The organism is Ruegeria sp. BHSB058 (genome assembly GCF_059613285.1).
Map to the genome: position 1 here is coordinate 1 of NZ_JBXWSF010000070.1, position 21,605 is coordinate 21,605.

Consider the following 21,605-nt stretch of genomic DNA (forward strand, 5'->3'; position numbering starts at 1 on the left):
AAACCATTGTGAAAAATTGATAAAAACGATCAAACAATAAAACAAACCTATACATCCAAACAAAATCAAACCCATGGGATACAGCCAACTCAAAGCATTCCACAACGTCGCAGTCCTGAAGAGTTTCTCCAGGGCTGCGGAAGCGATGCTACTGACCCAACCGGCAGTGTCGGAACAAGTGAGAAAACTGGAGCAGCACCACGACGTTCTGCTGTTTCACCGGGAGAAAAAGAAGGTCTGGCTGACCGAGGCCGGAGAGAAACTGTATCGCCTGACCAAGCAGTTCTTCGAGATCGAACAGGAAATCGAGGATTTCCTGTCGGAATCCAGTCAGGCAGTGACCGGTGAATTGCGCATCATCGCGGATTCAGCGCACCACGTCACTGCCATCCTGCGCCGGTTCCAGAAGCGGTACCCGGATATCACGATCTCGCTTCGGGTTGGAAACTCGGAAGAGATACTGGATGAACTGCGCAGTTACGACGCGGAAATCGGAGTCATCGGCAATCCTTCCCCTGGGCGTGATGTCGAAATCCTCAATCTTTCGACAACCGAGATCGTCGCGTTTGCCGCCTGCGATCTTTTGCCAGATGAGAAAACCACGCTGACGATCAAGGAACTTGCCGAGTTTCCCCTGATCTATCGCGAGCAGGGTTCCAAAACGCGGCAGAAGTTGGAAGAGACCGCCGCAGCACAAGGTGTGTCGCTGCACCCATCAATCGTGGCCGAGGGGCGGGAGGCAGTTCGCGAAGTCGTCGCCTCAGGCGCAGGTATCGGATTTGTATCCCTTGCGGAGTTTGGCAATGACGAACGTGTCCGGCCGTTGCGCCTGGTAGGAGCGGATATCGAGATGAGCGAGACACTCGTGTGCCTCAAACAACGGCAGGATGTGAAAATAATCCGGGCATTTATGGCTGTTGCGCACGAAGTCATCAGGGAAACGAACGCCTCTGCCCAATACTGAAACTGTCGAAGGCGGTCACATCTATCGGCTGCGCCAGGCCTGCGTTCGCCGCAATATGCCCCTGGACGCCATCTGGTGAATGATGCGCGCCGCCGCGTTGGTGTAGAATATCATCATACCCATCGCCGCTGCCGGGGCGATGTCTCCTGCGTCATCCATATTGAGCACCGCAATCGAAGCAAGTGACGTTTTCGGAGAATACAGGAACACGACTGCAGACACCGTCGTCATCGCGTTGACGAAGAGGTAGATCGAAATATCCAACACAGCCGGCAAGCAAACGGGAACAGTCACCCGTGCAAAAAGCTTCATTGTCGGCTGTTTCAAAGATGCGGAAACGGATTCGAACTCCCGATCCATCTGTTTCAACGCGGTAACAGCCGTAAGATGCGAAACAGTATAAAAGTGTGTCACCGAGCAGATGACCAAAATCGCCATTGTCCCGTAAATTGTGTTCAAGGGGTTTGAAGGATTGTTGAAGAAGAAGATATAGGACAGACCCAGAACCATACCGGGGATCGCCATCGGCAGCATGGCGAACATCTGAAACAGGGATCGACCCGTTCTGAACCCGTTGGATTTTTCAACCAGATAGGCGCCAAAAAACACGATCACGGTGCCAAAGAAAGCTGTCAGCAGCGCCATTCTGATCGAATTGAAATACGAGGCCCAGCCGCCGCCATCCATCCTGTTGAACTGATAGTTTTTAACGCTGAGGCTGAGGTCGTAAGGCCAGAACTTGATCAGGGCCGCGAATTGACAAACCGCCAATAGCCCGATGATGAACAGCCCGATCAGGCAACAATAGCCCAACATCAGACGATCCATTCCGGGACTCGGAGACGGCTGATACGGCACGGATCTGGCCGAGAGTAGCGCCACCTGTTTTGATTGCACCATTCGATCGATTGCAAAGGCCAGAATTGCCGGAATGACAAGTACAACCGACACCACGGCCCCCATTTCAAAGTTTTGTTGGCCGATCACCTGTTTATAGATGTCGACCGCCAGAACGTTGAACTGTCCCCCAATCACCTTGGGCAGGCCGAAATCGGTGATCACCAGGTTGAAGACCACGAACGTCGCCGAGATCAGACCATATCGCGCACCGGGAATGGTTACGGTCCAAAAAGTGCGCCACGGGGTCGCCCGCAAGCTGACCGCGGCTTCGTAGAGGCGCGCATCAGAGATGGCGAGTGCGGTGGAGATGATAAGAAAGGCATGTGGAAAAGTGAAAAACACCGATCCGATAACGATGCCAATGGGCCCATAGATACTAGCCCCAAACAATACCTCCTTGATCATTCCCTGGTTGCCGAAGAGATATACCAAGGCAATCCCAGGCAGAAGTGACGGGACAAGGATCGGCGCCATCGCAATCAGCCGGAATACACCTTTGAAGCGCATGCAGCTTCGGTTCAGAGCATAGGCAAACCAAAAGGCAAGCGACACGGTTACGACGGTACTGACGACAGAGATCCACAAGGAATTCTTGATCGAATTGAACAGGGCGGGTGTCGAGAAATAGTTGACGAAGTTGCCGACCCCCGTCGATTTCACCGGACGAAGTTGGACCCTCCGGAATGTATTGGAATCCAGCGTGATCCAGTCCGTGCCTTCCTTGAGTGTCGAACCGACAAGGAACCGTCCCGTATCCGTAGTATTGCGCACTTGGTACATGACCGGACTGCGGAAACTGAAATCGGGAAAAAACTCTGTCACGCCCACACGCCCATCTGACCCGGTGACCAGATCGGTGTCGCTGTAAACGTCAAGCTGCGTATTCAGGTCAGCCGCATTCAATATCGTTCCATCAAAAACACCGCTTTCGTCACTGACCTGGAACTCGTATTGGGACAACTCGACCCGATAAGTTGAAAAGGACTTGGACAGCATCGCATAGAGCGGAAAGGCCAGAGTCACGACAAGGTAAAGTGCGATGACCATCATGCTGGCGCGCATGATGATGTCGTCCCTGCTCAGCTTTCCTTTGACATTCGGACCTGGCGGCAGGGATTGCGTATCAGGGGAGGATAGGGCCATCAATCAACCTCCGAAGTATCAAAGGCCATCAACCGGCTTTCCGGGAGTTCGATCACCATCGCTTTCCCCTCGCCCAGTTCGAGGCGGCGCACGGCGTTGATCGAAAAATCGGCAATCAACTCGGCGCCCCCGAACCGTTGATTGTGGACCCGGCAGCGCCAGAAAGACCCCAAAAATTCCATCTCGGCCAGCACCACGTCGATGCAATTCCTATTGGCCCCGGTCTCCATATATCCGGCCTCGTGTGGAATGATGTCTTCGGGGCGGATCGCGGCAATTACCGGTGCTCCATCCGGAAAGCTGTGTTCGACACAAGCAAACGTCTTTTCGCCGATACTCAGACGACCACCGTCGCTGACCGACGAGTTGATCTGATTCATTTCACCGATGAAATCGGCCACGAACAAGTTAGCTGGCTCGCGATATACTTCGGTGGGCGAACCAACCTGCTCGATCACGCCATGATTCATGACGACGATGCGATCCGCCATGGCCAGAGCCTCTTCCTGATCGTGCGTCACCATCACTGTGGTTACGCCAAGCTTTCTTTGCAGCTCCTTGATTTCATGCCGCAAATGAACTCTCACTTTCGCATCCAACGCAGACAAGGGCTCGTCCAGCAGCAAAAGACCAGGGTTGGTCGCGATGGCCCGCGCCAGAGCAATGCGCTGCTGCTGGCCGCCTGAAAGCTGCGCAGGGTATTTCTTGCCCTGATCCGGCAGTCCGACAAGCGACAACAACTCTTCGACCCTGCTAACGATCTCGGGCTTGCTGCGCCCCGTGTTCTCCAAACCAAATGCGATGTTCTTTTCGATCGTCAGGTTTGGAAACAGCGCATAGGACTGGAAAACAATGCCGAAGTCCCGTTCGGACGGCGGCAGTTGGGATATGTCTTTCCCTGCCTGCTCAACAGTCCCTTTTGTCTGCAAGTCCAACCCGGCGATTGCCCGCAACAGCGTGGTTTTTCCGCAACCCGATGGTCCAAGAAAACAGATGAATTCACCTTCGAAGATTTCCAGCGAAATATCCTTGAGCGCCAAAAACTCACCGAAGGCTTTCCACAAATTCCGGATGCTTAGATACACCTGTCCTGACGGGGCGGAAGATTGGTCTTTGGGCACGAATTTGGTCCTTACAGCATTGAACCGAGTGCCGCAGTCCCCGAACAGCGGGTGGCACCGGTCATCATTATCACGTTTTGGCGGATGTAGCTGAGTGGAGGGGCGGCATCGCCCCTCCTTGTAAGCGCCTTATTTCGGCTCGGACTTACCGTCATAGCGGGCTTGCCATTCTTTCAGAATTTCGGCTCTGTTGTTCGCGGCAAACTCGAAATCGTTGTCGATCATCGCATCCAGCAGACCTTCCGGGAAGAACTCGACCGGCTTTGCAATGCCTGGATAGGCAACCACGGCATAGCCGGTGTTGTACATGACGTTGGCTTCTTTTGTGACAGTGAAATCGACAAGTTTTTGTGCGGCTTCCAAATCGTCGGTTCCTGCTACGATTGCAGTTGCTTCCATGTCCCAACCGACACCTTCAGAAGGCACTATGATTTCCAACGGTGCGCCGTCAGCCTTGGACTTGGCGCCACGGAAGGCAAAGGAAATCCCGATCGGCACCTCACCAGCGGCAGCAAGCTTGCACGGTTTCGAACCCGAATGCGTGTAGCGCGCGATGTTTTCGTGCAGCGCGTCCATATATTCCCATCCGCCTTCTTCCCCAAACATCTGCAACCAACTCGAGACGTCAAGGAATCCTGTACCCGATGAATTCGGGTTCGGCATGATCACGTGGCCTTTGTATTGCGGGTCCGTCAGATCCTTCCACGAAGCCGGTGGTGTAAGGCCTGCCTTCTCGGCTTCAACCGTGTTGTAGCAAACAGAAGCGACCCACGCGTCCATACCTACCCACGCCGGAGGATTGTCACCATCAACGAATTTTGGATCCAGGTTTTCGACGCCAACCGGGGAATAGGACTCCAGCATCCCCTCGGATTTCAGCAACAACAAAGAGGTAGCAGCCAGTCCCCAGATCACATCGGCTTGGGGATTGTCCCGTTCGGCGAGAAGCTTCGCGGTAATTATTCCGGTCGAGTCCCGCACCCAATTGACTTTTATGTCTGGGTGAACCTTGTTGAACTCCTCAGCATATCTGGCAAGATCTTCTGCCTCGACTGCCGTATAAACAGTCAATTCCGTCTCTGCCACCGCAGCAGTTGCGGTCACCAGACCAGCCGCCAATGCGGCAAAAGCATGTGATTTCAGCTTCATTAATTCTCTCCTCCGTTGGGCTGTTTTTGAACCGTTTTTTTGTGCCTTCTTCGAGGCCGGCTAATCTTTAGAGCTATCCACAGTTTCCCGAGTTTTCTCTCTAGGAAAAATCGATAATACCTACCATGTCATAAGCTCAACCTATGAAATAGGAATTCCTTTTACGGCCTCAGCATGGAAATGATACCTCGCAAAAATTTGTGACGCTTGGATGAAGCCAGGTGGGTAACGACATTGAACAAAAGCAAACCTTCCGGGCATGTGTTTTTTTCGGGCGCGAAAATCGGCCGGGCAAGGCTCGGTTGAGTGCTGACGGCTCAAGCTTTCGGCAGGTTCGGTTCCAGCTTTGCCGCGATTTCCTTGACCGCTATCTGCATCTTGACGTGAAGATTGTTTTCCTTGTCCATCGGAGAATAAGCCAACATCGACTGATGCAGTGCCTGCGCCAATGGTTCGATCTTGGTTTGATCCTCACCGTCATTGATGGCCTGTTCATACTTCACCAACTTGCTTTCGATGTAATCCGTCTTGCAGGATTTGTCGCTGAGCGCCGGGTCAAGTCCACGAGCGGCGGCTTTGATAATGTACCAGTTTTTTAACTTAGGCTCCGCCTCGCACGTCATCCAGTTGGCGGAGGTGGAGTGATCTCCAATAATCTCGAATTCAGAATCCATGATTCGAGCACGCAGATAGTCAATCGCGGACTGACACACGTCATCGTCGTTTTGCAGAACCTCAGGCGTCAGCCCGCAGGCTTGCATCGCGCTTCGGGCCTGAGGGTCGCCGTCGATGCAGGCGCCGTAAGCCAGCACGCACTTGCCCAGGGTCGTATTGGATCGGATTGCCTGTCGCGCCGCCCTTCGATTTTTCGGGTCTTTTTCAGCTTTCTTGAACGCATGCCACCCGTCGTGAACCACCTTTCTTTTATGGATCATGAACCAGGCATTGTTCAGGGCATGAATGGATTTTTCCACAGTTGCCGCTGAAGCAGTCGTGATCTGAGACTGGTCAACCAACTTGGCAGTCTCTGACACAACACCGGCAACATCGCCTGCGACTTTGGTCCAGTCATACCCCGTCGCTGCGCCCAATTTGTCGACCTCACCCTGCGACGCATATTCGTAGACCGAATAGTTTCCGCTCATCTTCTCGACCTGGCTAAGCCACAACCTCAGATCCTGCGTCCGTTTGGACGCCTTGCAGATATCGGCAATCAGATTGCGAACTTTGACCATCAATCCGCCACCAGGCGCAGCAGCCAAAGCAATTCCAAATACGCCTTTGGTCGATTGGTCAGCAATCTTGAGATACATCTCGGCCTGCCTGAGTTTTTGTGTCAACTCGCCAATGGCCTGAATCGCCTTCTCTCTCTCCTTCGGGCGATCTTGTTCCGGCACTGAATCCAAACGCGACAGGTCTGCTTTTTCCTTCAGCAACTCGATCTCGATGTCTGATTCACGCTGTTCCGCCTGAATGCTGGCAAGCATCCTGGAATCCTTCAGCATCTCGTCGCGGATTTTCTTGAATTCCCGCTGCACTTTCTTCGGATCGGGCGGGTTGTTGTCGTCGGCGTTGTCCAGCAGGGCGTCGAGTTTCGTGACTGACGCCTTCAAGCTGTCCTTGTCGACCACCGGGCTGAGGCGATCAATGATCTCGTTGTCGGTCTTCTTGGCGTTCTGCCGCGCAGTCTCAAGCGCATCCTTGAGCATCTGGTCCAGCTTCTTCAGAGCTTTTTCCAATTGGTCCTTGTCGATCTTTCCCCTGTCATCGACGCTAAGCCACTTCAAGAAATCCGGATCTTTGTCTTTGTTCAGACTCCGCGCGGTTTGGCGCGCTTGGGCGAGTTTCTCTTCCAACTCCTTTCTATGCGCATGCTTGGCGGACAGATCATCAATGCCTTCCACCAGATCCTGAATATCCTCTATCACGCCACGCTGATCGTTGATTGTGGCCCGGTCGCTGTTCATCCCCATATCGGTCTGGCCACCCGCGCCGCGAACTTCTTCATCCGGAGCCACCCATTGTCCGTTCTCGGCACCGTTTTCCCAGCGCTTCTCGAATTCCGAAAGCTCCATTTCAGGCCTGGTCTTGTCGCCGATGTCGCCAATGTAATACCCGAACGGAGCAGCCGAGACGGTCAGGGATATCTCGGCGACCAATGCCTTCATGTCACCTCGCTTGGCCGCGTCCACCATCTTGTCGATATTGCGGGTCGCAACTGCCGAAGATTTGAAGATCGCCCCTAAAGCGGCATAGTCATCTCGTAGGTCGCCATCGTCATCAAAGATTTTCTTGCCGCCTTCCTTGCGGCCATCTCCGTCTAGATCCGTCTGACCACCTTCAATATGACCCGAGGCTGCGATAGCCTCGCCCGATGCATCGATCATGTCAGCAATGGCATCCAGCAGGTATTCCTTGCGGCTCTTGTTCTCTCCTTGCGGGGGTTTGATCGCCTTTGACAGTTGCACGGCACCACGGGCGAACAACTTGGCCCCCAGCGCACCGAAATGTCCCTCGTGCTGTTGCTGGAGGTTTTTCGATTCCAGCGTCAAATCATCGCCGGTTTTAAGACCTAAGCTGGGACCATCCCCATCAAAAGGGTTGAGCTCGCTGAAATCGGTTACCACCACCATCTTGCTGATCGCATCCGTCAGACCCTCGGACAAATTGACCAGTACGTCCCTTTTGGCAGCGCGTTGGCGACGTTTCTCAACCGCTTCAAGCCCACTTGTGACGAGAGCGGAAGTCGCGTCCACAATCGCGTTTTTCTTGAGGTATTCGCCGTATTCGCTGACCAGAGCCGCGCCTTCATAGCCATTGATCTGCTGGGTGATTTCATCTCGGTCGGCCTGCAACTCAAGAAGCGTGGGATCCTTGGCAATCTCTTCCTCGGACAGCCCCTGTTCTTCAAGCAGTTTTATCTGATCCTCGATCTGGCCATCTATTTCATCCCTGTCTTCGGTCAGTGTCTCGATCTCGCCATCTATCCATTCGGACTTTGAAAGATTCCCACCGTTCTGCTCCCATTCTTCGTGAACAAGTTCGGCAACGCTCGTTTTGCCGACTTCATCGGATTCGGCTTCCAGAATGTCGGCGCCATCGCCGTCTTGATCCAGCGCATTCGCCATGCCTTCAAGTTTGGCAACATCCTTAAGGTAGTTCTCATGGTCGGCCATGAGCGCCTTGGCCTCATCCGGGGATTTGATGCCAAGTTCGTTAAGCTCATCTTTCTTGAGTTCGTAGAACTCTTCGCTGGTCAACTTTCCGTCGCCGTCGGCCTTATCCGCCTCCTTCGCGCTTTCGATGAGTGCGCCCACCTCCGTCATTTTTTCCTGGTTTTCAGTGCTGATATCCACCCCATTGCGAGCTGAGATGAATTTCGCAAAATCCATTCTACTGGGCGTCGACACCTCGATATGCATGTGCCGAAAAACCTCCTTGGTGGCGGTCTTGCCAATATTCACTGCGGTTTTTGCAATAGCCGCCGCCGCACCGAGTTTGTCGGATGCCATCGACGTCCCTTCTTCGCGCTCGGCAAGCTGGCGATAGGCGGCAACGCCATTGTGAAAAATGATTGCAGTTTCAGAGAACTTATCTGGAACTAAGTTGGACGGGATGATCCCCTGCCGAACCAGAGGGGTCCAAAGCTCTTTTTCAATGTCCCGGTCCGTAAACACGCGCCCGGTTCCGTCCGAACGTTGCTCATCCGCCATTTTTTGGGACATTTCGATGATCGGCTTCAGCGCTTCTCCAAGCCCCAGTACCAGATTGCGGCCTTCTTCCGTGTTGAACTTGATCTTTTTATTTTTCCCGTCTTCGCCCTTGATCACAATCCGTTTTAGCGCCCCGGCGCGATCAGCCTGGGTGTCGTATTCATCGTCCATCGTTCCGAAGTCCACCGGCTTACCTTCGGCGATGGTCGTAAGAATCGTGTTGTTGATCCCTTCCTTTCCCGACAGTTTCAGCCCTTGCAAAGCTTTTTGAACGGCAGTTTTCGCCTTTTCGAAATTCTTGTCAAAATTGGTGTCGAAAAAATCCTTCTTGTCCTGCAATGTCTGAACTTCGCCGGAAAAATCCTGCGCTGATTTCCCTGCGACCTTGACCAGCCAGTCATGGCATTCCTCGATTTGCATCACGCTCTCCTCAACGCCACTTAACCAGTTCCATCAAATCATTTTCGGCCTTGGCCAGCGCCGCGACCATCACCTTGACAGGCGTGCCCTGGTCAAACGGGTTGGCGACATATGTCGTCGTGAGAGGAGACGACTCCAGAAACGTGCGGTATCGTTTCAAAGCTCTGACCGTCTCTTCGCGAATAGCGACTTCGGCCGCGGCACCTTGAGCCGCAATGAGGTCGGCGCGCAGCTTTTCGATTTCCGATTTGTCCAAAGCGCCGCCAATCTGCTCGGCAAAATCCGAGACGTTCTTACCCTTCTTTTCGATCAGGCTGACAACCTCACGGGCCTTCTTGATCAACTCATCATCTCCAGGAAACTTCTTTTCCTTGTCCTTCCTTCGCTTTGAGATGGAGTCTCTTTGCTGCTTGAATTCGTCGAGGTGTTTCTTGACCCTTTTGTCAAAGAAGTTGGCCATGTCCTGTGTGAAGCCCTCGATGCTCTTGATGCATTGCTTCAACGAAGCGGCCGCACGCAGCACGTCTTTGTTTTTCCCGTCCGGCGCATCAGCCGGAACTTCGAGCTTTTTGTAGGTTTTCACAAAGGCTTCGACAGTTTTTTTCAAATCCTTGGCTTCATCTATCAGGTGTCGCCATTCAGTGGATTTTGCGATGGTTTTGGTGCGTTTTTTCAGCACGTCCCGCATCACTTTGTAGTTGCCCAAGGTCGGTTTGTAGTCCGGATCAATGGTCTTTTTTCCATCATCGATGGACGTAGTGATTTTCTCGATCAAGTCGTCGAATTCGTCATTCAAGGATTTCCGATCATGGATTTCCTTACCCGACGCGTTGTAGTCATCGATGAATGTGTTGACTTTCCTTTTGATCCTTCTTTCAGAAAGCGCGTCCTCGGCTTTTGACGGATCGTCCTTCTTTTTTGCCTTCAGGTGCGCTTTGATGTCGGTTAACAAACCACGGATCGTGGTACTTTTCTTGTCCAGGTCCTTTTCAAGGCGGTCAAGTCGCTTGCCAGTGTCTTTTCGCGACGCCGGATCGCCTGACACCAGTGAGGACCGGATCATGTCCAGATCATCCGCATAACGCCCTTCATATGCTCTGAGGCCGCGGATGCGGTCGCGGAACCGTCGTGAGACTTCGGCATTGGGATCGACGGGGCTCTCTGTATCCAGATCGGTGTAGTGTTTGATCAGGTCATGCAACAGCTTGGAATACCCGTTGATCTTCCCCGTGCGCAGACCGTCCATCCGTTTTTCAAGCGCCTTGAACTCATCCTCTGCTGCCTCGAAAGTCTTGGTTTTGGCCTTGAGGTCCTTTTCTATTTCCCCCAGATCATTCAGTGCATCATTAAGCTTGTTGGCGCCCGGCTTGCCAGGAGCAGGTAAATCGGAAAGCTTGGTGGACAGCAGACCTTCAGCATCGTCGATCCTCTGAAGGAAGTCGTCAAGCTCGTCATCAAGGTATTGAAATTTCGACTTCGTCAGCGTGTCACGCAAATCACCAACTTTTTCCGAAATCTTCTGGTACGTCTTCAGGTTCGCAGTGACCTTTTTGATTTCTTGCCGTGCTTCGTTGTCGATTTCCGCCATGGCGTCGTAAGTATCACCAAGCAAGCCGCCAATTTCATAGAAAGATTTTAGGGCATCCACTCGCCCGCCAATCTGGTTCAGGATCTCCTTTGGAACTCCGCGCGCCCTGCGTTTGCTCGCCACGTCCCCGCCACCATCAAAGTCGCCGCCTTTGTGTTTCAGATCATGTTTGCTGTGCTTGGCCAGATGGCCGAAATCCTCGATACGTTGTGCGTGAACCTTTTCCAGAAAATCCTTCAGTGGTTTTTCCGCCTTATCCACCAACGCCAACAACTTACCGGTGCGGTCTTGAACGCCCCGCAATGCGGCTCTGTTTTCCTTCGTCGGAAGCAGTTCACTGTGATCCTTGGCGTCTTTTTCCGGCATGGTCAGTGAAAACGCAGCCAGCGAGGCCGACTGGTAAAGATCATCGAAGCTTTTCTTTTGGGCATCAGTCATGCCCTTGTTCTGCTTCAAGGAATTCGCAAACTGATCAAGAGAAGTAACCCGCGCTTTGGCCGCAAGCAAACGGTCGCGCGTATCCTTCCACTCCTGTGATAAATCCTGTTCAGCCGACTTTTGGGAAGTTTTATTGTCTTCAACCGTTCGCTGCCTCGTATCCTCGCGCGCGAGTTTGACATCATCAAGTTTCTGGGCCGCCTTGGCGATCCCTCCCAACGCTTGGGCAGATTCCAGAAACTCAAACCCCAACTGGTGGTTTCCTTCGCCCATAAGCTTGCGAGCCAATTTGGCATATGCCAGCCTTTCGTCGGCAAACTTCTCATTGTCGCCCTGAGCTTTCTTGCAAGCAGTCAGTTCCGTATCAATCTGTTCACTGATGTCATTTACGACCTGATCCTTGAGCGTTTCCCCCGGGCGCAGGATATGTAACGCGCGCCCCAGCCGCTTTAGACGGGAGGACGGCTTTGCCTGGCTTTCATCGATATCTGACAGCAAAATTGTGGCGGTCTCGAACAGCAGACCTCGCAAATCGTCATTAGACGCGTTGTCAAACGCATCCTCGTCTCCAAGCAAGGTCTCGACGGCTTGTCCCCGTTGATTGACAGCGGCAGAGAATTTCGGTGAAACCGCCTTTCCCTGAAGCGCAAAGAACAGTTTCTCGCAATAGTCAGGGTGACTTGCATCTTTCTTGGCAGCACCGGGAGGTGCATTTTGCGGAGCCTGATCGTTGTGATCACCGGGCGGGTGGTTCTTTCGGGATTTGTGGCGTTTGCCGGGTGCCTCTTTGCGATTGTCGCGAGACTTCGAGGACTTCTTTGCTACGTTGACCGGGCCATCGCCCTGCCCGTCGTCCGCAACGTCATCGACGCCATTGACCATCCACTTCACCTTTCACTCTTTTCACGCCTGAAGAACCGTTTTCTCCATCTTCTTCAGAGCCCCAGCCAGAACCGAACTTAGTTCAACAGTTTCGTTCCACGGATTGTTTTCGATTGCTTCGACGGCCGGATGGAACTCCAAGAATTCGGCATAGGCACGAATTGCTTTTGCCGTTTTTTTCCGAATACCATCAGTCAATCCGTCGGGAGGCGTCCTTTCCAAGTTTAGGATCGCTACCATGAGCTTTGTTTTGGCCCCTTTCGACCAGGCCGAAAGCCCCAAGCCGGTCACGCGTTGGGCCTGTTCCGAACCGTCTGCCCCGATACGCCGCAACAGGGCGTCCAATTGCCTGTCGGTTCGCTGCGCCGCCTCATCCCAGATGTCTCGCAACGAAACGGCTATTTGTTTGGGGCTTTCGCCTTCCTGATCCATACCGGCCAAGACCGACGCGGCCTTGTCCAAAGCTTCAAGCGCATCGACCGCCTGCTTGGCGCTAAGTGCCGCTTGAGCCTGCTTCAACAAGGGAAGCAGGCTGGATTGCAGTTCCGGTTTCTTCGGCAATCTCTCTCTGGCGTCCGCTACCATGTCGCTGTAGCGCTGTCTGGCCTGTTCTAACTCATCTATTTCCGCGCTTGCGGGCGGGGTGCGCAGCGACTCAATCAGCTTCGCTATTTTCGGAATCGGCCCCAAAGCCTCAGCATACCGTCCTGCCTGAGCCATGGTTTCGAGTTTTTCCCAAACAGCACAAATCTTCACTGCATCAGGCCGTGTGTCAGCCCGCAACTCCGCCACCATAGGGGCAATCTTGGCTGCAACCTTTTCCCATTTCGTTTTATCCGGTGAAGCTTCTTTCACTGGCGACGACGGGGGGACGACCGCTGCCGCCTCATTGGCTTTCATCAATCCCAGAAGCGACTTGGCCGCCTGAAAAGCCGACGGATAGTCCTCCGCTTCTGCCTTGTTTTTTGCCAGTTCCCATACGGATCGGACTTTGTGGCCTGCCTCTCCTCTGCCATCCGCGAATTGTAACACAACCGGATCAAGACGCGCACTGAGCGCCTGCCATTTTGCCAGATTAGGATCGTCCGCACTCTGCGGCGGCTCGGTGGGTCGTTGACCTTCGTCCGGCTCTGTCTCGTCTTCCAGTTCACTTTCCAGAATGTTTCCATCGGGATCCAAAATCTGGACACTCAGGCTGACGCTTTCCAATTTCAGGTATCGTCGGACTTTTTTGGCAAGGCCTGGCAACAACTTGTCGCACGTCAGGGACATGAGCCGACCATCAACCTTCGCAGTACCAAAAGCAACCTTTGGTCCGGGGCCTTCCTTCTTGGCAGATTTGCGCAAAACTTCGACCGGGCGCTTGCGGTCCATGGCAAGATAATGGTCGGTGTCTGTTTTGCCAGGGTTGAATGCGAAGGCGACAGGCTGATTGCGGGCGACCTTGATCATCATTCTCAGATCCGATCCACCTACCTGATATGTCCCCATGTCGCCCCCTTTGTGTACAACCAGACTGTTTACCTGACGTCACGAAAGCTTAACGACCGGATGGTTAGGCTGTAAAGTTTGAAGGTGCAAAAGGATTTGCCCACACTAGATTTCCGGATTCTTGTAGCCACAGTCCTCAAAGCCTGATTGCGAGGCTTACTCAGAGAAGAATCGAGAAACCGATGCAGTCCCGGATTGCCTCAGACAACCTTCGCAAAGTGACCCCGAAAGTGGGAAATCTTGCCGAGACTTGAGAGGCAGGCTTTCAAAGGCGCAGAGCGCAGGTTAATATCCCGAACATCGAAAAAGGGGCCGTTGGGTAACGACCGGAAAACCGGCAAACAGGGAGCAAAAATGCGACCTGAGATCAGGCAAGGGGCGAGAGAATGAATCGAGCAAACGCGAGACGAAACACCTCAGTTCGACTGGTGGTGCTGGCCTTGGTATTCGGAGCGCTGGCCGGCTGCGAAGAAGGAGCTGAGTTTTCACTTTTCAAACCGAGTGATGGGTCTGCTTCTGAAACAGAAACGACCAGACGCAAAGGCGAAACCGTAGAACGGGATGTCGAAGCACCGGAAGTATTTCAAACAGTCGAAAAAGGGCTTTGGGATGGACGTCCTTCCTTGGGAGGAGCGTGGGTTGCGCATCCAAACGTAGAAAAGGCCCAAAGGGTAAGGATTACAAATACCAAGAACAACAAGACGATCGAAGGCGCGTTATTCCGGCGGGAACGCGACTTGCCGGGGCCGCGTCTGCAAGTATCATCGGACGCGGCGGCAGAGCTTGGTATGTTGGCGGGCTCGCCGGTAGAATTGAATGTGGTAGCTCTCAAACGCGAGGTGATTGAACCTGAGCCCGAGCCGGAAATTGAGGAAGTTGCCAATGCTGAAGAGACCGACGATGCAGGCTCGGAAATTACTGCGACCAAGCTTGATCCGGTCGCCGGAGCAGCGGCGGCTATCGAGGCAGCTGACGTAGCGACGGATACAGCCTCGGCAGAGGCTCCCAAAACCGAACCCGCCTCACCCCCATTGTCGCGCGGATACATTCAAGTCGGAATATTCACTGTCGAGACAAATGCCAATCAGTCCGCGGAAAAGCTGCGCAAAGCAGGGCTGAACGCGGAAATCAAGGAAGGCTCCAAAGACGACAAACCTTTCTGGCGGGTTCTTGCCGGACCGGCGGCGACAAAGGCCGAGCGCAAGGATCTGATGAAACAGGTTCGCGATTTGGGGTATTCCGACGCTTATATCGTGAAGAACTAAGGAGGAACCCGGATGCTGACAGTGCTGCGCTCGACCGTTCTTTCGCTGGGATTTGCTATGCTGGCACTTCCCGCGATGGCATTCGATACATCGGCAAAAGCGGCCTATGTGCTGGACCAGACCACCGGTACGGTCCTTCTGTCAAAAGAGGCGGATCAACCCCTGCCTCCTGCTTCGATGTCTAAACTGATGACACTCTATGTCGCGTTCGAGGCCTTGCGTGACGGTCGTCTGACACTGGATGAAGAATTGCCGGTATCAGAGCACGCCATGAGTTACGGCGGCTCAACTATGTTCCTTAACACGCAGGATCGCGTTCGCGTCGAAGACCTGTTGCGCGGGATCATTGTTTTGTCCGGTAACGACGCCTGCGTCGTAATCGCCGAAGCGCTTAGCCCGGATGGGACCGAAGCAGGATTTGCACGATACATGACCCAGCGCGCCAAACAGATGGGGATGGATAATTCTACTTTCGCAAATTCGAATGGCTGGCCAGCTGCCGGGCACATGATGTCGGTAAAGGATCTTGCTATACTGGCGGATCATCTGATTTCGGATTTCCCGGAGTATTACCCGCTATTTGCCGAGGAAGTGTACGAGTTCGATGGGCGCGCACCGTCCAATACGCGTAACCGCAACCCGTTGCTCAAACTCGATATCGGCGCCGATGGCCTCAAGACCGGCCACACCTCCGAAGCCGGATATGGCCTGGTCGGATCAGCCAAACAGGGTGATCGTCGTGTGATTTTCGTTCTGACTGGTCTCGACAGCCAAGCCAAACGCGCCGAAGAATCTGAGGCCATCGTGAACTGGTCCTTTCGTCATTTTGTCGAAAAAACCATCGCCAGAGCCGACACTCCGATCGCAGACGCAAAAATCTGGATGGGAGCTAAACAATCGGTAGGTTTGGTTCCGCAGGGCGACCTAAACTTGCTATTGCCCATTCTCGGGGACAAAAAGGTCGAAGCAGAGGTGGTTTACCAAGGTCCGATCAATGCCCCGGTAGCTCAGGGACAGCAACTGGCTGAACTCGTGATCAACCCCGACGGTTTACCGGAAATCCGCCGCCCTCTTTTAGCAGCCGAAGCGGTACCGCTGGGTGGTTTCGTTGTCCGGATCAAGACTGTGGCAGGTATCTTGATGAAAGAGTTCATCAGTGGCCCGTTGGAGGTAATGTGACGGGCCGGGGTCTGTTTCTGACCTTCGAAGGAATCGACGGATCAGGCAAGTCAACGCAGGCACGAATGCTGGCCGAGTTCTTGCGGTCTCAGGGACACGAAGTCGTCCTGACACGCGAACCGGGAGGTTCGCCCGGGGCCGAGGAAATCCGGCGCCTCGTGCTTGAAGGCGATCCTGATCGCTGGTCGGCGGAAACAGAGATTTTGTTGTTCACAGCGGCCCGCCGGGATCATTTGGAACGTACTATTGCCCCGGCTCTGACTGCGGGAAAGATCGTGATATGCGACCGCTTTGCCGACAGTACCCGTATGTACCAGGGGCTGTCTCGAGGCAAATTGCGCTGTGTGGTCGATACCTTGCACAGCCTGATGATCCGGCAAGAGCCTGACTTGACTGTCTTAATTGACATGGACCCGAACACCGGTCTGTCCCGCGCCAAGGGCAGGCAAGGCACCGAAGAACGGTTCGAGGATTTCGGACTTGAATTACAACAGCGGATGCGAGCTGGGTTTCTGTCTTTGGCCGAGGAATTTGCCGAACGTTTTCGCGTCGTCGACGGCAATCGGGACATAGACACGGTCGCAAGGGATGTGTCAAACATCGCGATGCAGGCATTGCGATAGGCACGAATGACCGACGAAACTCCCACTCCAGACAAGGCGCCCGGCGCCCCTCATCCGCGTGACACAATGTGTGTGTTCGGGCAATCCGAAGCGGAGCTGACATTTCTGTCCGCGTTCAACTCGGAAAGGCTGCATCATGGATGGCTTCTCACTGGCCCCCGCGGCATTGGCAAAGCCACTTTGGCCTGGCGGATCGCGCTTTTTCTGCTGGCAACTCCTCCAGCAGATGACGGCTTGTTTGGCGGTCCGCCAAAGCCGACGTCATTGGGGATCGATCCGGAACATCCGGTTTCTCGCCGAATGCGAGCCGGGGCTGAGCCGGGATTGGTATCGGTCACCCGTTCGCTCAACGATCAAGGCAAGCTGCGCAACGAAATCGTTGTCGACGATATCCGTAAGCTTGGCCGGTTCTTTGGTTTGACTTCGGCAGATGGCAGGCGAAGGGTTGTGATCGTCGATAGTGCCGATGAATTGAATGTCAGCGCGGCAAATGCCTTGCTGAAAATGCTGGAGGAACCTCCGGCACGCACGACGCTCTTGCTTGTCTCACACCAGCCGTCGCGCTTGCTGCCAACTATCCGGTCGCGCTGCCGTACACTAAGGTTGAGACCGCTGAGTTCAGACGACATGCAGGCTGCCCTCGCACAGTGCGGCGCGAATATTCCATCACTGCCCGACAACCTGGTAGCACTTTCTGGCGGTTCGGTTGGTGAAGCGGTTCGGCTTTTGAACCTGGGCGGGCTGGACATATACTCAGATCTGATCGCAATCTTGGGTAGCCTTCCCCGGTTGGACCGCCAGCGCGCCCTGGCTTTGGCCGAAGCCAGCGCGCAACGAGGTGCGTCGGAGCGGTTTGATCTGCTTCTATCCCTGATCGACATTTTACTGGCCCGGCTTTCCCGAACAGGTGCGACCGGCACACCGCCTTTACCCGAAGCCATCCCTGGCGAGGCCGAAATACTGAAACGATTGGCATCAACACCGCAATCGGGACGATCATGGGCCGAGGCCGCCGCCATGATAACCGCCCGAACCCGGCAAGGGCGGGCGGTGAACCTTGACCCTGCTGCTCTGGTCCTAGATACGGTGTTCAAAATACAGGAAACCGCCGGTAAGAGCAGATGAGCGACAGCACGCCCCCCCCTGTCATAACCGACAGCCATTGTCATTTGGATTTTCCCGATTTCGAAGGGCAATTGGCCGAAATCATAAACCGCGCCGTCGAGGCAGGCGTGACGCGCATGGTGTCGATTTGCACCCGATTGTGCAATGAACCGACGGTACGTGCCATTGCCGAGGCACATACGCCGGTTTTCTATGCAGCTGGAACTCATCCTATGAGCGCGGTTCAAGAGCCGATGGCGACGGTGGAAGAACTGGTAGCGCTGTCACAACATCCGAAATTCGTCGGGATCGGTGAGACCGGGCTGGATTATCACTACACCGCTGAAAGTGCCCAGGTTCAAAAAGTCTCGCTGCGTATCCATATCGAAGCTGCGCAACAGACAGGACTGCCCCTGATCATACATGCCCGGGCGGCGGATGAAGACATGGCCCGTATTCTCGCCGCAGAATACCGCAACGCACCTTACAGCTGTGTCATGCACTGTTTTTCGTCGTCGGCCAAGTTGGCCCGTGCTGCACTGGACCTGGGTTTTTATCTGTCCATGTCCGGCATTGCAGCCTTCCCCAAAAACCAGGAATTGCGGGATATCTTCGCCGCAGCACCCTTAGACCGCATCCTTGTTGAAACAGACGCCCCCTATCTCGCGCCGCCTCCCCACCGCGGCAAGCGAAACGAACCGGCTTATACCGCCCATACCGCTCGAAAAGGAGCCGAGATATTCGGCATCCAGTATTCCGAATTCGCGGCGAAAACGCAGGCTAATTTCGACCGGCTTTTCACAAAAGCCGCCACCTACAAGGCAATTGCATGAGGGGCGAGTTGCGCTTTACCATTCTCGGATGCGGCTCATCCGGAGGCGTGCCACGTCTTGGTGGGCACTGGGGTGATTGCGATCCATCCAATCCCAAAAACGTGCGGCGGCGCTGTTCCTTGCTGATAGAACGTGTCGGTTTTGAGGGTACCACGACGGTTTTGATCGACACGTCGCCGGACATGCGCAACCAGTTGCTGGATACCGGCACCGGTCGGCTGGATGGCGTTATCTATACCCATTCTCACGCCGATCACGTGCACGGCATCGACGACCTGCGCATGATCGTATTCAACATGCAGTCGCGTGTACCGGTCTGGGCCGACGGTGACACGCAAAACGCCCTGCTCAGCCGCTTTGGTTACGCCTTCATACAGCCCGAAGGCTCTCCCTATCCGCCGATTTTGGATCTCAAGACAATCAGCGGCCCATTCGAAGTCAACGGCCCTGGCGGACCGATCCCGTTCCGACCGTTCACCGTTGGACATGGCTCTATCGATTCTCTGGGTTTCCGCATCGAAGGTGTCGCCTATCTGCCGGATGTCGCAAAAATCTATGACGAGGCATGGAACGAGCTTAAAAACCTCGACTGTTGGATTCTGGATGCCCTGCGCCGCAAGCCGCACCCTACGCATGCGCATCTGGAGCGTTCATTGGAGTGGATTGAATTGGCAAAGCCCAAACGCGCTGTTCTCACCAACATGCATATCGATCTTGATTATGAGACGGTGGATGCAGAAACTCCAGACTATGTGTCACCCGCCTATGACGGCATGGTGATCCGGTATCCATTTTAGGCGGTATCGCTGACTCTCTGGCACCCAATAGCCATGACAAGGGCAGCCACGGCCAACCAGACAAGAGATTGGCCATGTTTCAAAGCCTGATTGACGTTATCCTGCCTGTTTTTCTGGTAATCGGCGCGGGCTATGTCGCCACTAGATCAGGATATTTCCGACCCGAGCATGTCGATGGTCTGATGCGTTTCACACAGGGCTTCGCAATTCCGTGCCTGCTGTTCAAGGCTGTTGCTACCCTGAACTTGCAGACCAGTTTCGATCCGAGACTGCTGGCCAGTTTCTTCAGTGGGGCCGGTTTGTGCTTTGCCGCCGGAATGGTTGGCGCGCATTACATCTTCAAACGCGATTGGGAGGATAGCGTCGCCATTGGGTTCTGCTGCCTTTTTTCGAACTCGGTATTGTTAGGTCTGCCGATCACTGAACGCGCCTATGGTCCGGAAAACCTGACCGGCAACTACGCGATCATCGCGTTCCATTCACCGTTTTGCTATGGCGTCGGTATCACCGTTATGGAGATCGTTCGAAACCGCGGTGGCGGTGGCCGCCGGATGATCGGTGCCGCCCTGAACGCCATGTTCCGCAACGTTCTGATCCTGGGCATCGCCCTTGGCTTTGTTGTAAACTTGACCGGCGTTCCAATTCCCGCAGTCGCCAACAACGCATTGGACCTTATCACTCTTGCCGCCTTGCCGGGCGGCCTCTTTGCGCTTGGCGGTGTACTGGTTCAATACCGCCCTGAAGGCGACCTGCGCACTATTTTCTTCGTGTGTTGCGTCTCGCTGATGCTGCATCCCTCCCTCGTGTGGCTGTTTGGAAAAACGCTGTCTTTGCCACAAGATTTGTTCCGGTCCGCGGTGCTGAACGCTTCGATGGCCCCGGGCTTCAACGCATATATCTTTGCAAACATGTACGGGCGCGCCAAGCGGGTTGCAGCATCCTCGGTGCTGATAGCGACCGGGGCTTCAATTATGACTGTGTGGGTCTGGCTGACCGTTCTGGGATAGACAGCAATCCGGCACGATTGACATTTTTAGAACGGACAACACATTTGCCGGAGTGAAAAAGGAGCCAACATTGCAGCATGCCCTGATTGTCGCCCACGGCCAGCCATCTGACCCATTCCCAGCGGAGGAGGCCTTGCGCAGCCTTGCCGCGCGTGTTGACGCTACGATTCCGGATATAACTGTCCACTCGGCCACTCTGGCCACGCCTGACCGATTGGAGAAAATGCTTGCTCAGCTTCCGGATAGCACTGCGATCTATCCTCTCTTCATGGCGCGGGGCTGGTTTGTAAACAAAGCCCTGCCCGAAAGACTGGGGAGCAGACCACTGCACATTCTTGAACCGTTGGGTACAGATGCTGACTTACCCGGATTGGTGGCAACGGCCCTGTTACAAGAACTGGAACGTTTGAAATGGGAGCCGGAAGCGACTGATCTGGTTCTGGCAGCGCACGGCTCGGGGCGGAGCCGCAATCCTGCGCGCGTTGCGACAGAATTTGCGGACAAGTTGACAAAGACCATCAGATTCAAGTCCACCCGCATAGGATTTGTGGAAGAAGAGCCAAGTATCGCTCAGGCCGCAGCGGGGATGTCTGCGCAATCGCTATGCCTGCCTTTTTTCGCCTGTGCCGGAGGACATGCCCTAGAAGATGTCCCCCAAGCCCTGAGCGAGGCTGAGTTCAAAGGAAATACCATGCCGGTGATAGGAGAACTTTCTCCAATTCCCGCGCATATCGGGCGTCGGCTGAAGGCGTATTTCTCCGTCTGAAACGGTTTCCAAAAGTGCACCGGGCGGGACCCTCCGACCCCGACCGATATTCATTGCGCCAATATCAATCGCTCGACGTCGTCGAGAAGATCGGCAAGGTCGAAGACGCTGCGCCGCCGCCCGTTGCTTCGGAAAGAACCGCCACACGTTGCGGGGTTTGTCCAAGTACCGGAGAACCGGAGTCTGCTGCGCTTATCGCCATTTGCATCCACTCCTGCGGTT

General features: G+C 54.4%; 15 protein-coding genes. 9 read left to right on the forward strand and 6 right to left on the reverse strand.

The annotated features are described in order from the left end of the window. Positions 1-73: 73 nt before the first annotated feature. The gene (locus AC2FNB_RS15860; protein WP_480749332.1) at positions 74-964 is read left to right on the forward strand and encodes a LysR substrate-binding domain-containing protein; all 891 of its coding nucleotides are present in this window, start codon (positions 74-76) and stop codon (positions 962-964) included. Positions 965-985: 21 nt separating this feature from the next. On the opposite strand, the gene AC2FNB_RS15865 is transcribed toward AC2FNB_RS15860, so the two are convergent. From AC2FNB_RS15865 to AC2FNB_RS15890, 6 genes are all read right to left on the reverse strand, one after another. Continuing rightward, positions 986-3,007 (reverse strand): putative 2-aminoethylphosphonate ABC transporter permease subunit, encoded by a 2,022-nt coding sequence (locus tag AC2FNB_RS15865; RefSeq protein WP_480749331.1) that lies wholly within the window; start codon positions 3,005-3,007, stop codon positions 986-988. Continuing rightward, on the reverse strand, positions 3,007-4,128 hold the full coding sequence (locus AC2FNB_RS15870) for a putative 2-aminoethylphosphonate ABC transporter ATP-binding protein (RefSeq protein WP_480749330.1): 1,122 nt from the start codon (positions 4,126-4,128) through the stop codon (positions 3,007-3,009). Before AC2FNB_RS15870 ends, AC2FNB_RS15865 begins: the two co-directional genes overlap by 1 nt. A gap of 129 nt (positions 4,129-4,257) precedes the next feature. Further along, complete coding sequence (locus AC2FNB_RS15875) at positions 4,258-5,277, reverse strand: putative 2-aminoethylphosphonate ABC transporter substrate-binding protein (RefSeq protein WP_496747831.1); 1,020 nt, start codon at positions 5,275-5,277, stop codon at positions 4,258-4,260. 317 nt (positions 5,278-5,594) lie between these two features. Beyond that, positions 5,595-9,410, reverse strand: coding sequence for a hypothetical protein (locus AC2FNB_RS15880; RefSeq protein ID WP_496747832.1), 3,816 nt, complete (start codon positions 9,408-9,410; stop codon positions 5,595-5,597). A 10-nt stretch (positions 9,411-9,420) separates the two neighbouring features. Next, entirely contained in the window at positions 9,421-12,327 is a 2,907-nt protein-coding gene (locus AC2FNB_RS15885) for a hypothetical protein (RefSeq protein ID WP_496747835.1), read from the reverse strand. 12 nt (positions 12,328-12,339) lie between these two features. After that, complete coding sequence (locus AC2FNB_RS15890) at positions 12,340-13,809, reverse strand: hypothetical protein (RefSeq protein WP_496747837.1); 1,470 nt, start codon at positions 13,807-13,809, stop codon at positions 12,340-12,342. A gap of 386 nt (positions 13,810-14,195) precedes the next feature. Here AC2FNB_RS15890 and AC2FNB_RS15895 point away from each other — a divergent pair, with 386 nt between their 5' ends. From AC2FNB_RS15895 to AC2FNB_RS15930, 8 genes are all read left to right on the forward strand, one after another. After that, positions 14,196-15,074 carry an SPOR domain-containing protein gene (locus tag AC2FNB_RS15895; RefSeq protein ID WP_480749325.1) on the forward strand — a complete coding sequence of 293 codons (879 nt, stop codon included), beginning with the start codon at positions 14,196-14,198 and terminating at the stop codon, positions 15,072-15,074. Positions 15,075-15,086: 12 nt separating this feature from the next. Next, entirely contained in the window at positions 15,087-16,253 is a 1,167-nt protein-coding gene (locus tag AC2FNB_RS15900; RefSeq protein WP_480749324.1) for a D-alanyl-D-alanine carboxypeptidase family protein, read from the forward strand. After that, the gene (tmk, locus tag AC2FNB_RS15905) at positions 16,250-16,876 is read left to right on the forward strand and encodes a dTMP kinase (RefSeq protein WP_480749323.1); all 627 of its coding nucleotides are present in this window, start codon (positions 16,250-16,252) and stop codon (positions 16,874-16,876) included. The genes AC2FNB_RS15900 and tmk overlap by 4 nt, the downstream gene beginning before the upstream one ends. Positions 16,877-16,882: 6 nt before the next feature. Further along, positions 16,883-18,001 (forward strand): DNA polymerase III subunit delta', encoded by a 1,119-nt coding sequence (locus AC2FNB_RS15910; protein ID WP_496747840.1) that lies wholly within the window; start codon positions 16,883-16,885, stop codon positions 17,999-18,001. After that, positions 17,998-18,813 carry a TatD family hydrolase gene (locus tag AC2FNB_RS15915; protein WP_480749321.1) on the forward strand — a complete coding sequence of 272 codons (816 nt, stop codon included), beginning with the start codon at positions 17,998-18,000 and terminating at the stop codon, positions 18,811-18,813. Before AC2FNB_RS15910 ends, AC2FNB_RS15915 begins: the two co-directional genes overlap by 4 nt. Then, a complete protein-coding gene (locus AC2FNB_RS15920; protein WP_496747845.1) occupies positions 18,810-19,610 on the forward strand; it encodes an MBL fold metallo-hydrolase in 801 nt (266 codons plus the stop codon). Before AC2FNB_RS15915 ends, AC2FNB_RS15920 begins: the two co-directional genes overlap by 4 nt. 74 nt (positions 19,611-19,684) lie before the next feature. Further along, positions 19,685-20,617, forward strand: coding sequence for an AEC family transporter (locus AC2FNB_RS15925; protein ID WP_496747847.1), 933 nt, complete (start codon positions 19,685-19,687; stop codon positions 20,615-20,617). Positions 20,618-20,687: 70 nt separating this feature from the next. After that, positions 20,688-21,383 (forward strand): CbiX/SirB N-terminal domain-containing protein, encoded by a 696-nt coding sequence (locus AC2FNB_RS15930; RefSeq protein WP_496747849.1) that lies wholly within the window; start codon positions 20,688-20,690, stop codon positions 21,381-21,383. Positions 21,384-21,605: the final 222 nt, after the last annotated feature.